Below are 12,161 nucleotides of genomic sequence, written 5' to 3'. Positions count from 1 at the left end.
GAAGCCGACGGCCATGGCGCCGGAGCTGTTGACCGGCAGTCTACACGCCATTACGGTAATGCATACAGTAAAAGCAACGTGCGGCCGGACGCAGGACTGACGGGTCGGCACGTCACCCCAGGACGGGAGCGCCGCAGATGCCCGACTCGCCGCATTTCGCCTCCTCCCAGCAGGTCGCGGACCGGCTGCGGGGCACCGGTTATGTCCCGAGTCCGCGCATCGCGGGCGTCATCCACCTGGCCGAACGCCTCGGCAAGCCGGTCCTCGTCGAGGGTCCGGCCGGCACGGGCAAGACGCAGCTGGCCAAGAGCGTCGCCGAGTCCTGCGGGCTGCGGCTGATACGGCTGCAGTGCTACGAGGGCCTCGACGAGGCGAAGGCGCTGTACGAGTGGGACTACCGCAAGCAGCTCCTGCACATCGCGCGGGCCGGGACCGCGGGCGGGGACGGCGTGGAGACCGAGTTGTTCCACGAGTGCTTTCTGCTCACCCGTCCGCTGCTGGAGGCGATCCGCTCCGAGGAACCGGTCGTGCTCCTCGTCGACGAGGTCGACCGGCTCGACATCGAGACCGAGGCACTGCTGCTGGAGGTGCTGTCGGAGTATCAGGTGTCCATCCCCGAGCTGGGGACTCTGCGGGCGCGTACCACTCCCCTGGTCTTCCTCACCTCGAACAACAGCCGTGAGCTCTCCGAGGCGCTCAAGCGCCGCTGTCTCTACCTGCACATCGGCTATCCGACCGCGGAGCACGAGCGGGACATCGTGCTGGCGCAGGTCCCCGGCATCGAGGCGGTCCTCGCCGGCAGGGTCGGCCAACTGGTGCGGTCGCTGCGCTCACTGGAACTGCGGAAGAAGCCCTCCGTGGCGGAGACCCTGGACTGGGCGCGCACCCTCGTCCTGCTCGGCGCCGACGACGTCACGACCGAACTGCTCGCCGACACCCTTCCGGTGCTTCTCAAGAACGAGAGCGACATCGCTCTCGCCCTGAAGGAGTTCGGCGAGTGACACCCCGCCCCACAGGGTCAGTCCGCGTCGAGGAAGCGGAGTACGGCATCGACGCATCCGATGTCGCGCGCAATCGCGAAGTGGTCGACACCCTTCAGAATGACCCGCGAGCAGCGCGGTATCGCCGCGGCGACCTGCTCGGACGGGCCGCCGCGGTCGGCGCCACCCTCCACGACCAGGCAGCGAGCGGTGATCGCCGCGAGATCGGCCGTTCCGGCGCGTGGCTGACTCGACCGGGCGAACGCGGCGACCGAGGCCCGGTCGTTGCCCGCCACGTCGACGAGACGGCGGATCAGGCGCGGCACGCCGACGGCCGGTTCCTCGGCGGCGAGGAGAGCGTCCGCGACGGCGTTCATCGCCGCCGGTCCCGCGTGGTTCTCGCGCAGGCCGCTGTCCGGGACACCGAGCAGTGCCACCGAGCCGAAGGCCTCGGGCTTCCTGGCCGCGGCGACCATCAGCGCGTAACCGCCCGCCGAGAATCCCACCGCGTCGACCCGAGCGCTGTCCGATGCGGCGTCGAGCACCACCTGAGCCGCCTCGCGCGTGGGGTCGCCGGTCCGCCCGTCGGCCCCATGGCCGGGCAGTTCCACCCCGACGACCTCACGCCCGCTCTCGCGCAGGAGGTCGGCCCAACCGGGGGCCACCCAGTTGTGCTCGTACGACGAACCCATGCCGTGGATCAGCAACACCGAACGCTTCCGCATGCCTTTACTGTAATGCTTTCGGGGGGGGTTGAGCGGTGTCCCTGATCACGACTCTCGACGCTCTCGTCGACGAACTGCGGGCCCTCGGGGTCCCGGTGTCGGCGTCCGAGAAAGCCGACGCCGCCGCGGCACTGGGCCACGCCGACCTCGCCGACCGGGAGGAGGTCAGAAGCGGCCTCGCGGTCACCCTGGTGAAGTCGGCCGGCCATCTGAGCGCCTTCGACAGGGTTTTCGACGTCTGTTTCGGACAGCGCGTGCCGGACCGGGCGACCGGCGGCGTCGGCCTCGGCGAGCCGGACGACGCCACGATCCGCCGCCTCCTCGCCGAGTCGATCGAGGCCGGTGAGAACGGATCCCTGATGCAACGCCACCTCGCGGGCCTGCTCGTCGACCGGCACGCGGGCATCCAGCCGGGCAGGGCCGTCGCCGGCACCTCCTACCTGTTCCGCGCCATGCGCGCCCTGGACGTCGACCGCGTCACCGCCGCCCTCGTGCGGCGAGCCGAGGCGCGCACCCCGGCCGCCCTCGCCGGTCCTCTCCCCCGGCGTCTGTTCCTGGAGGACGTCGAGCGGCGGCTCGCCGCGTTCCGGCTGGAGGTCGAGGCCGAGATCCGGCGCCGGCTCGTGGCCGACCGCGGCGTCGACGCCGTGGCGAAGACCCTGCGCCGGCCGCTGCCGGAGGACGTCGGCTTCCTCACCGCCGCCACTGCGGAACTGCACGAGCTGTGGGACACGATCCAGCCGCTGTCCCGCAAGCTCGCCGCCCGTATGGTCCACCGGCGTCGGCACGGCCATCGCGGCAGGATCGACGTCCGCCGGACCATGCGCGCGTCCCTGTCGACCGGTGGCATACCGGTCGACCTGCGCCACCACACGCCGCGCCCGGCCAAGCCAGAACTCGTCGTGCTCGCCGACATCTCCGGATCGGTCTCGGCCTTCGCCGCTTTCACCCTCCAGCTCACCTACGCGCTGCGCAGCCGGTTCGCCCGCGTGCGGTGCTTCGTGTTCGTCGACGGCCTCGACGAGGTGACCGACCTGATCGAGCGGTCGGCGAACGTGCTGGAGGTGGCGAGCGAGATCAACCGGCTCGGGCTCGGCGTCTGGCTGGACGGCCGCTCGGACTACGGCAACGCCATCGAGACCTTCTGCCGGGATCACGCCGGTGAGCTGCGCGCCCGCACCACGGTCCTGGTCCTGGGCGACGCCCGCTCCAACTACCACGCACCGCGCGCCGACGCGCTCGGCAGGATCGCCGGCCGCTGCGGGCACCTGTTCTGGCTCAACCCCGAGCCACGGGCCGCCTGGGACAGCGGCGACTCCGTGATCGGGCGGTACGCCGGGTACTGCGACGAGGTGGTGGAGTGCCGCAACCTGCGGCAGCTGCGCGCCTTCGTCGAGCGCCTCGCCTGAGCCACCCCATGCCGTCCACACCACAGACCGAAAAGAGGTGACCCGCATGGCAGGTGACGTGCTGGGCCTGCTCCGGCCGACGTACCCCGGCAGCAAGGCCTTCCTGCCGAACGGGCACCGTAACCCCACAGGAGCAGTGCAGTCATGACGGACACCACGAAACCAGCGCAGGCCGAGGTGAGTCACATCTCCGGCGAGATGCTGACGGCCATCGGCCGCACCCTGTCCCGCCGCGTCTCCTTCCGCGTCTCCGAGTCGGACATCCGCCGCTGGGCGCTGGCGGTCTACTACCCCGACGCCCCACCCGAGCGCTTCATCGAGTCGGAGACCGCCGCGAAGTCGCGCCACGGCGGGATCACCGCACCGGAGGACTTCAACCCCTTCGCCTGGCTGGCGGCGCTGCAGAGCGCGGCTCCGTCCGGGGGGAAGGAGAACGATCCCGGCTCCCTCGAGCGCCTGCTCGGTATCACCCCGCCACCGTTGGAGTTCCAGCTGAACGGGGGCCTGGAGGTCGACTACGGCGTGCCGATGCGGCCGGGTGACGTGATCACCTCGGAGAACCGGCTGATGTCGTACGCCGAGCGCCCCGGCAGGCTCGGTCTGATGCTGTTCACCGTCACCGAGGACACCTGGACGAACCAGGACGGCGAGCTCGTCAAGCGCAGCCGTACGACTCTCATCCGCTACTGACCGCGTCGAGGAATCATGACCACCATGCTCAGTCCGGCCGTCGGCGACAGCCTGCCGGAGTTCACCCGCACGACCGATTTCGCCCACTGGAACCGTTACGCCGCCGTGAACGACGAGTTCGTCCCAATCCATATGGACGAGGAGGCCGGGCGGGCCGCCGGCTACTCGGGGGCCTTCGGGATGGGCAATCTGCAGTGGGCCTACCTGCACAACCTGGTGCGCGACTGGCTCGGCGGCGCCGGCCGCATCGTGTCGCTGCGCTGCCAGTTCCGGGCCGTCAACACACGCGGCATGACCGTCTGCGCACGCGGCACGGTCACCGCGGTGCGCGTCGAGGACGGCGTGCGCCTGGTCGACCTCGATGTGTGGACCGAGGACCAGGACGGCAACCAGATCGCTCCCGGGAAGGCCGTCGTCGAGCTCGACTGACGTCGTCACACGGCGGGCCCGTCCCCGGTGACCGGGGACGGGCCCGCCGTGTCCCGCTCCCTGCCCGGTCAGCGCAATAGTGGGTCGCGGGGCAGGCCGAGTATGCGTTCGGCGATGACGTTGCGGGTGATCTCCGAGGTGCCGCCGGCGATCGTCAGGCACCGGTCGAACAGGTACTCCACGGCGATCTCCGGTTCGTCCCCGATGATGGCGGCCGTGCCGCACAGCCGCAGCGCCAGCTCGCTCACGCGCTGGGCGTGCTCGGCCGACAGCAGCTTGGTCACGTTGCCTTCCGCGCTCGGCCCCGCCCCGGTGACGGCACGCGTCGCCTGCCGCAGGTTGATCACCCGCATCGCCTGCGCCTCGACGAGGAGCCGGGCGATCGCCCGCCGGCTTTCGGCGTCGAGCGCGCCGTGCCGCAGCGCGAGGTCGGTCAGTTCGAAGGCCGACAGGCGCTCGGGCGACCCGCCGCCGATCGTCACCCGCTCGTTGCCGAGAGTCGCCCGGGCGACCTTCCAGCCGCCGCCCGGCTCACCGACGATGTCGGCGTCGGGGACGAACACGTCGTCGAAGAAGACCTCGTTGAACAGCGCGTTCCCGGTGATCTCGCGCAGCGGCCGGATCTCGACGCCGGGCGCGGTGAGGTCGACGACCATCGCCGTGATGCCCCGGTGCTTGGGCGCCTCCGGGTCGGTCCGTACCGTCGCGAGGCCCCGGTTGCAGTCCTGCGCGTTGCTGGTCCACACCTTCTGGCCGGTCACCCGCCAGCCGCCCTCGACGCGTTCGGCGCGGGTGCGCACGGCAGCCGCGTCGGAGCCGGCGTCCGGTTCGCTGAACAGCTGGCACCACTGCAGCTCGCCGAGCAGGCTCGGGGTGATCCACCGCTCGACCTGTTCCTGGTCCGCGGTCTGGGTGAGCGTCAGCAGCACCCATCCGCCGATGCCCAGCGAGGGCATCTCGATCCCGGCCAGCTCCTCCTCCAGGACGAGCTGCTCGATCGCGCCCGCCCCGCGTCCGAACGGCTCGGCCCAGTGCGGCACCAGGTATCCCGAGGACACGAGCAGCGCCCGGCGTTCTTCCTCCGGGGCGGCGCGGTACCGGTCGAGGAAGGCGCGGGCCTCGGCACGATAGGTGTCGGCCTCCTCTGGCAGTTCGACCGCGAACTGCCGCCGTACGCCGGCGTGGGTGGCTTCGTAGACGTCGTCCTCGGCCGAGCCCAGGGCGGCCACCACGGCCCGGAGCGCCGCCGCGCGCCTGAGGTGGAGGTGGGCGTCGTGCTCCCAGGTGAAGCCGATGCCGCCGAAGATCTGGACGGCCTTCTGCGCGCACTCCTGGTAGCTGCGCATGGCCAGGCCGGCCGCCGCCGCGGCCGCCAGCTCCGCTTCGGCCGGCGTGGCCGCTCCTCGGGCCGCGTCCCAGGCGAGCGCGGTGGCCAGCTCGACGGCGACCAGCATGTCGGCCAGGTGGTGTTTGACCGCCTGGAAGCTGCCGATGCTCCGGCCGAACTGCTCTCGTACCCGGGCGTATTCCAGCGCGAGGTCCAGGCAGCCCCGCGCCCCGCCGGCGGCCTCGGCGGCGGCCAGCGTCCGGAACACCGCGACCGCCGGGCCGAGGGCGCCGGCGAGGACATGGCCGTCGGCCGGGACCAGCCCGGTGACGGAGACCTTGGCGAGCCCCAGCGACGGATCCAGGCCCTTCACCGGGACCACGTCGACCGCCGCGTCGGTGGTGGGGGCCATCAGCAGGTCGTCGCCGGCCGCGAGGAGCAGCACGTCGGCCCATCGCCCGGCGAGCACCGTCAGCTCGCCGCTGTACGCGCCGTCGTCGTCGCGGGTCAGTCCGGCCGTGAGCCCGAGTCCGGCGACGGCCGAGCCGTTGCCCAGCCGGGTGACGAACTCGTGCAGCGAGTCACCCCCGGTCGCGGACAGCACCGCGGAGGCGGTGGCGGTGGCCAGCAGCGGGCCGGGCGTGATCGCGTGACCCAGTTCGTCGACGACGACGGCGAGTTCAGGAAGGCCGAATCCGGAGCCGCCCGCCTGCTCCGACAGGTGCAGGCTCAGCCAGCCCAGGTCGCCGATCCGCTTCCACGTCTCGGGTACGGCGGGAGCGTCCGCGTCCAGCGCGGCGCGCGCGCCGCTCCTGACCCGCTGATCGGCGGCGAAGGAGCGGACGACGGCCGCGAGCGCCTGGTGTTCCTCGGTGATGGCAAGCCCCATCGGGCGACTCCTCGATGCTGGAACCGGCCGACCCACCGTCGGCCACTTCTTATACTGTATGACTTACAGTAGGAAATTCAGGTGACCGCTCAGCCGATTCAGACCTCGATGAGGACCGCGCCGCCCTGGCCACCACCGGCGCACATGGTCGCGAGCCCGAGACCGCCGCCGCGCCGCCGCAACTCGTGCACGAGCGTGACGACCATGCGGGCACCGGACGCGGCCACCGGGTGGCCGAGGCTGCACCCGCTGCCGCTGAAGTTCACCCGCTCCTCGTCCAGCCCGAACTCCTTGCAGGCGGCGATCGGGACGGAGGCGAACGCCTCGTTGATCTCCCACAGCGTCACATCGGCGTACGTCAGTCCGGCTCGCCGCAGCACCTTGTCGGCCGCGCGCAGCGCCCCGAAGCCCATCAGTGCCGGGTCGACCCCGGCCGCGCCCCAGGCGAGGATCCTCGCCAGTGGCGTGAGCCCCTCGGCCAAGGCCAGCTCCGCGCTGGTCACGGCCACCGCGGCAGCGGCGTCGTTGATGCCGCTGGAGTTGCCCGCGGTGATGGAGAAGCCCGGGATCTCGGGGTGCAGCACCTTCAGCGAGGCCAGCTTCGCCGGCGAGGTGTCGCGCCGCGGGTGCTCGTCCACGGCGAACTCGACCGGGGCGTCGCCCGGGCCGTCCAACTTGAGCGGCACGATCTCGTCGGCGAACTTGCCGGCGTCGATCGCCGCGACCGCGCGCTGGTGCGACCGGCAGGCCCAGGCGTCCTGTTCCTCGCGGGTGATGCCGACGGCCTTGGCGGTGTTCCAGCCGACCGTGATCGACACGTCCAGGTTCGGCGCCGTGGGCGAGTCAGGGTGCGTCGCGGGATACCAGTCGGCGTACTCGTCGGCCGTGCCGGCGACCCGCTGCCTGAGCCGCGGCGCCATCGAGGTCGCCTGCACACCACCGGCCACGAGCGCCGACTCCATGCCGGACTTCACCGACGCGGCCGCCAGGCCGATGGAGGTGAGACTGCCGGCACAGTGCCGGTTGAGCGCGACGCCGGGCACGTCCAGCATGCCGTTCACGACGGCGGCGTAGCGCGCCAGGTCACCGCCTCCGTACTGACTCTCCGCGAGCAGGATGTCGTCGAACCGGTGGGGTTCGAGCCCCGATCGGCACACCGTCTCCTCGACGATCGCCGAGGCGAGGGTCTCGCCGTCGGTGTTGGCAAGGGTGCCCTTGCGGGCGGTGCCGATGGCCGTGCGCACTGCGCTGACGATGACTGGAGCGGACACGTGCACCTCTTCTGGGGTGATGGCCTCGGGTCTGCGGCGCCCTGATGGCCGACGCGAAACAGTAGTCAATACTGTTGTCACAACAGTACAGTACTTTCGGTGAATCGAACCCTGCTGTTTCCAGTCGGGGCATCGACCCGCCGCCGCCCGACGGAACTCCGCCGGAGCGCGTCACCCAAGGAGGAATTGTGGATCTTTCCGGATCGTCCGCACTCGTGACCGGCGGCGCCGGCGGCTTCGGCGAGGCGACCACCCGCCGCCTGGTGGAGGCCGGCGCGAAGGTGGTGGTGGCCGACCTCGCCGAGGACAAGGGCAAGGCCCTGGCCGCCGAACTCGGCGACGCCGTGGTCTTCGTGCCCACCGACGTCACCAAGGACGAGTCGGTGGACCAGGCGGTCACCGCCGCGACCGAGCTGGGCCCGCTGCGCACGGCCGTCGTCGTCCACGGCGGTCCGGCGGCCGGGCGCCGGATGGTCGGCCGGGACGGCACCCCGTACTCGGCCGACGTCTTCGCCCGGACGATGGACATCTTCCTCACCGGCACCTACCGCGTGATGAGCAAGGCCGCCGCGGCGATGACCCACAACGAACCGCTCGACTCCGGCCAGCGCGGCGTCGTCATCTCCACCGCGAGCATCGCCGGCTTCGAGGGCCAGGTGGGGCAGAGCGACTACTCCGCGGCCAAGGGCGGCGTCATCGGGCTCACCCTCACCGCGGCACGGGACCTCAGCCCGGCGGGGGTGCGCGTCATGTGCATCGCCCCCGGCACCTTCTTCACGCCCGCCTACGGCATGGCCGAAGAGGAGGCACAGGCCAAATGGGGGCCCGGGGTGCCCAACCCCAAGCGCATGGGACGCGCCGACGAATACGCCCGGCTCGCCGTGCACATCGCCGAGAACGACTACCTCAACGGCACCGTGATCCGCATCGACGGCGCGCTGCGGTTCAACCTCTGACCCACGCCCGGTCGGCCCGGCGGGTCAGGCCGGCTCGCCCTGCTCGGCGAGCAGCACCTCGAAGCCGCACAGCAACCGGGCGGCCGAGAAGGCGAAGTCCTCGTCCGTGGTGCCGGCGAGCGGATGCCGGTCGAGCAGACTCGCCAGGACCGGCATGGAGGACCAGTCGGTCATGCGCTGTTGCCGCTGGTCCAGGGTGGGCGTGTTCGACCGGCGCAGGATGCGGTCGTGGATGATGTGGCCCCGCGTGTATACCGAGAAGGCGTTGTACGCCAGCATGGCGTTGTCATGGTCGAAACCGGCGTCGACGAGCTTGCCGACCACGGCCTCGATCAGCTCCATGGTCCGCCGCGTCGCCTCGGCGCCGTAGCTGGACGTCCGGGTCAGCAGCAGGTCGGAGAGAACCTCGTCCTCCCGGTGGAGGGTGCGCTGCGCGGTGAAATGCTCAAGCATGGCCCGCTGCCAGCTGTCCTCGGTACGCACCGCGGGCATCCGGGTGAGGAGCCGGTCGACCGCGACGTCCGTCATCGCGCCGAGCAGGTCGGACTTCTTCCGGAAGTACCAGTAGAGGCTGGTCACACCGACGCTCAGATGCTCGGCGAGACGCGGCATGCTCAGTTGGTCCAGGGAGCGCCGACGAGCGACCGCGAAGGCGCCCTCCACTATTTCGTCGGCACTGATCGACCCGCGCTTGCGACGGTGCCGGGTCGTCTGCCGCTTTTCGTTCGGCACGATCTGATCCTCACCGGGGGGACTGAGCGCGAGGCACTCGAGAAGGCGACCAGAGACCTCGACAAGGATACGGCATGGCTTACTGTATGACACGCCAGCAATGCGTTCCCCACCACCGACAGGGAGACCGGGCATGACCGAGTCACCGCCCCTGCTGCCCGCTCCGGACGAGCTGACCAGCTTCTTCTGGGAGGCCGCCCGTCGCCGTGAGCTGATGATCCAGCGCTGTTCGGCCTGCGGCACCTACCAGCATCCGCCCGAGCCGGTGTGCCACTCTTGCCTTTCCTTCGACCTCGGCGGGGCCGAGGTGTCCGGCCGCGGGACCGTCTACAGCTACACGATGGCGACGCAGGCGTTCCACCCCTCCTTCGCCGACAAGCTCCCGTTCTGCATCGCCGTGGTCGAACTCGACGACCAACCGGGGCTGAAGCTCCTGACCAACATCGTCGATCTCCAGGCCGACGGCGTGAACGTGGGTGATCCGGTCGAGGTGTGCTTCCGCGCCCTCAGCGACGCGATCGACCTGCCCGTCTTCCGTCTGGTACGGGCCTGACCGACAACCATCCCCAAAGGACTCCCGTGCCCAAGAAACAGCGCGTCGCGATCGTCGGCGTCGGCTACTCGACGGTGGGCCGCGACACCGGCCTGTCGCTGGACACCCTCACCGCCCAGGCGTCCATCGCCGCGATGGAGGATGCCGGCGTCAAGCCGGCCGACATCGACGGTGTCGTCGTGCACAGCTTTCCGCACCAGTACGTGTCGGCGACACACACCGCGGCGATGCTGGGCATCCCCGACCTGGCGTTCTACTCCGGGTCGGTCGACGGTGCCGCCTACTCGATGGCCGCGCTGCACGCCATCGCCGCCATCGCCTCCGGCAGCGCCGAGACCGTCCTGACCCTGCGCACCGTGCATCGCGCGGGCGCGGCGGGTGGCAGTTCGCTGGTCCCGGGCATGGAACGCGGCGCGCCCGGGCCTTTCCAGTTCACCATGCCCTACGGCTCCTTCACCGGCTCCCACTGGGCCGGGCTGTACATGCAGCGGCACATGGCGATGTACGGCACCAAGGAGGAGGACTTCGGCGCCTTCGCCGTCGCCCAGCGCGAGTACGCGATCGCCAACCCGTCCGAGTCCTTCTTCACCGAACCGCTCACCATCGACGACTACCTGAGCGCGCGCTACATCGCCGCGCCACTGCGGTTGCTGGACTGCGACTACCCGGTCGACTCAAGCTCGGCACTCATTTTCACCACCGAGGAGCGGGCGCGCGACCTGCGCCAGAAGCCGGTGTTCTTCGAGTCCTGGGCGATGGGCACCACCCAGGAGAGCGACTTCAGCCTGGTCGAGGACATGACGCAGTCGTCCCCGTTCCGGGCCGCCCGGCGCATGTGGTCGCGCACGGACCTGAAGCCGTCGGACGTGGGCGTGGCGGGGCTGTACGACGGCTTCTCCTTCATCGCGCTGCAGTGGCTGGAGGCGCTCGGCTTCTGCGGCATCGGCGAGAGCGGTCCGTTCGTGTCGTCCGGGCACACCCGGGCCGACGGGGTCATCCCGACCAACACCGACGGCGGCGCCTGCAACGTCGGACGCCGGCACGGCGCGAACTACTTCATCGAGGTCACCCGTCAACTGCGCGGTACCGCGGGCGAGCGCGCGCTGCCGGGCCGGCCGACGGCCGGCGTGGTGAGCAACGCCGTCGGCCCCTTCTCCGGCTGCGCCCTCATCACCGCCGAATGACGCGCCCTTGCCTACCCGGACACATCGGGCCCGTGAGGAAGGACTCCGCACGGGCCCGACGCATACGCGGGATCACTCCTCGAACGGATCGCCCTCCAGTACGTCCGTGGTGAACAAGTACGGCGCGTTGAAGGTGTCCTGCGGGTCGGCGGCGAGCAGGCCGGGGCGCGGGCGGGAGGTCCTGATGCCCTTGCCGTTCAGCCACTGCTGAGCCGAGTCCAGGTCGTTGACCCGGAAGGTGATCGAGTAGATCATGTTGCCCCACTGAGCGACGTGCCGGCCCAGCGGCGAGTGAGGCCCGAGCGGTTCGGCGAGCTGGAGCAGGCAGTCGCCGAGGTGGAGGGTCGCGAACTTGTACTGCCCGCCGTCGTCGACGCCCTCGGCGATCGGCATGGCCTGCATGACGTCGACGTAGGTCTTCACCGCCGATTCGAGGTCCTTCACCCCGAGGGTCACGTACAGCATGCGCTTGATGCCGAGCGGGTGGCTGGTCTCCCAGAACTTGCGCTGTGAGGACCAGGTTCCGAGCTCGCGCGGGTCGTTCTGCATGTGGACCTTGCACAGCTCGACCATGAGGCCCGCGGTGTCGCGTGGGCTCGGGTAGAAGTACTGCGTGTCGGGGTCCATCTCCTCGATCTTGCCGCCGCCCGGCCTGCCCATGTAAACGCCCTTGTCGATCATCCGGTTGCCCAGCCCGACCAGGTCGTCCACCAGGTAGCCGACCGAGTGAAGGTGCTGACCGAACTTGGTGTAGAACTTCCCGACCGGCTTGGTCGCATCGACCGGTGTATTGGGCGCCATCGTCTCGATGCACAGGTCGCTGATCATGATCAGACCGGCCCACCTGTCCTCCGGCGGGAGGAAGTTGGGCTCGTCGACGCCCATGTAGACCAGGCCGCCGAACACGTCCTCGTAGAACTGGTTGAGCTTCGTGACGTCATCGGTCATGTGGACCGCGTGGATCATCATGCCGATGCCGAAGTCACCGGTCTTCTTCGCCTGCTTCCGCACGACCG

Annotated in this window: 12 protein-coding genes; 7 read left to right on the top strand and 5 right to left on the bottom strand. The window is 70.4% G+C overall.

The window, feature by feature from the left end; translation table 11 throughout:
* Positions 1-137: 137 nt before the first annotated feature.
* The gene (locus IE239_RS36350; RefSeq protein WP_053744057.1) at positions 138-1,001 is read left to right on the top strand and encodes an AAA family ATPase; all 864 of its coding nucleotides are present in this window, start codon (positions 138-140) and stop codon (positions 999-1,001) included.
* A gap of 17 nt (positions 1,002-1,018) precedes the next feature.
* On the opposite strand, the gene IE239_RS36345 is transcribed toward IE239_RS36350, so the two are convergent.
* Positions 1,019-1,705 carry an alpha/beta fold hydrolase gene (locus tag IE239_RS36345; protein ID WP_063783569.1) on the bottom strand — a complete coding sequence of 229 codons (687 nt, stop codon included), beginning with the start codon at positions 1,703-1,705 and terminating at the stop codon, positions 1,019-1,021.
* A 35-nt stretch (positions 1,706-1,740) separates the two neighbouring features.
* On the opposite strand from IE239_RS36345, the gene IE239_RS36340 reads away from it, so the two are divergent.
* From IE239_RS36340 to IE239_RS36330, 3 genes are all read left to right on the top strand, one after another.
* Entirely contained in the window at positions 1,741-3,114 is a 1,374-nt protein-coding gene (locus tag IE239_RS36340) for a VWA domain-containing protein (protein WP_190153731.1), read from the top strand.
* Between the two features lie 144 nt (positions 3,115-3,258).
* Positions 3,259-3,804 (top strand): FAS1-like dehydratase domain-containing protein, encoded by a 546-nt coding sequence (locus tag IE239_RS36335; RefSeq protein ID WP_063783568.1) that lies wholly within the window; start codon positions 3,259-3,261, stop codon positions 3,802-3,804.
* Between the two features lie 15 nt (positions 3,805-3,819).
* Positions 3,820-4,233: a MaoC/PaaZ C-terminal domain-containing protein gene (locus IE239_RS36330; RefSeq protein WP_053744054.1), complete on the top strand. Its 414-nt coding sequence runs from the start codon at positions 3,820-3,822 to the stop codon at positions 4,231-4,233.
* 68 nt (positions 4,234-4,301) lie between these two features.
* On the opposite strand, the gene IE239_RS36325 is transcribed toward IE239_RS36330, so the two are convergent.
* The gene (locus IE239_RS36325; protein WP_053744053.1) at positions 4,302-6,449 is read right to left on the bottom strand and encodes an acyl-CoA dehydrogenase family protein; all 2,148 of its coding nucleotides are present in this window, start codon (positions 6,447-6,449) and stop codon (positions 4,302-4,304) included.
* Positions 6,450-6,547: 98 nt separating this feature from the next.
* Complete coding sequence (locus IE239_RS36320) at positions 6,548-7,720, bottom strand: thiolase family protein (protein WP_053744052.1); 1,173 nt, start codon at positions 7,718-7,720, stop codon at positions 6,548-6,550.
* 188 nt (positions 7,721-7,908) lie between these two features.
* Here IE239_RS36320 and IE239_RS36315 point away from each other — a divergent pair, with 188 nt between their 5' ends.
* Entirely contained in the window at positions 7,909-8,676 is a 768-nt protein-coding gene (locus tag IE239_RS36315) for an SDR family NAD(P)-dependent oxidoreductase (protein ID WP_053744051.1), read from the top strand.
* A gap of 24 nt (positions 8,677-8,700) precedes the next feature.
* Here IE239_RS36315 and IE239_RS36310 read toward each other — a convergent pair whose 3' ends face one another.
* Complete coding sequence (locus tag IE239_RS36310; RefSeq protein ID WP_159049611.1) at positions 8,701-9,408, bottom strand: TetR/AcrR family transcriptional regulator; 708 nt, start codon at positions 9,406-9,408, stop codon at positions 8,701-8,703.
* Positions 9,409-9,541: 133 nt separating this feature from the next.
* On the opposite strand from IE239_RS36310, the gene IE239_RS36305 reads away from it, so the two are divergent.
* Together IE239_RS36305 and IE239_RS36300 are read left to right on the top strand one after the other, a co-directional pair.
* Positions 9,542-9,961, top strand: coding sequence for a Zn-ribbon domain-containing OB-fold protein (locus IE239_RS36305; protein ID WP_053744048.1), 420 nt, complete (start codon positions 9,542-9,544; stop codon positions 9,959-9,961).
* A gap of 26 nt (positions 9,962-9,987) precedes the next feature.
* Positions 9,988-11,145, top strand: coding sequence for a thiolase family protein (locus IE239_RS36300; protein WP_053744047.1), 1,158 nt, complete (start codon positions 9,988-9,990; stop codon positions 11,143-11,145).
* A gap of 72 nt (positions 11,146-11,217) precedes the next feature.
* Here the strand turns inward: IE239_RS36300 and IE239_RS36295 are convergent, their stop codons facing one another.
* On the bottom strand, positions 11,218-12,156 hold the full coding sequence (locus IE239_RS36295) for a VOC family protein (protein WP_053744046.1): 939 nt from the start codon (positions 12,154-12,156) through the stop codon (positions 11,218-11,220).
* Between the last annotated feature and the right edge of the window lie 5 nt (positions 12,157-12,161).

Source organism: Streptomyces humidus (genome assembly GCF_014649655.1).
Classification (GTDB): domain Bacteria; phylum Actinomycetota; class Actinomycetes; order Streptomycetales; family Streptomycetaceae; genus Streptomyces; species Streptomyces humidus.
Note: the sequence above shows the minus strand (reverse complement) of the source record. Positions and strands in the feature narration are given on the sequence as shown.

Coding starts and splice junctions, on each gene's coding strand:
- IE239_RS36325 (WP_053744053.1), bottom strand. CDS start 6,449: ATGGGGCTTGCCATCACCGAGGAACACCAGGCGCTCGCGGCCGTCGTC.
- IE239_RS36305 (WP_053744048.1), top strand. CDS start 9,542: ATGACCGAGTCACCGCCCCTGCTGCCCGCTCCGGACGAGCTGACCAGC.
- IE239_RS36345 (WP_063783569.1), bottom strand. CDS start 1,705: ATGCGGAAGCGTTCGGTGTTGCTGATCCACGGCATGGGTTCGTCGTAC.
- IE239_RS36350 (WP_053744057.1), top strand. CDS start 138: ATGCCCGACTCGCCGCATTTCGCCTCCTCCCAGCAGGTCGCGGACCGG.
- IE239_RS36335 (WP_063783568.1), top strand. CDS start 3,259: ATGACGGACACCACGAAACCAGCGCAGGCCGAGGTGAGTCACATCTCC.
- IE239_RS36330 (WP_053744054.1), top strand. CDS start 3,820: ATGACCACCATGCTCAGTCCGGCCGTCGGCGACAGCCTGCCGGAGTTC.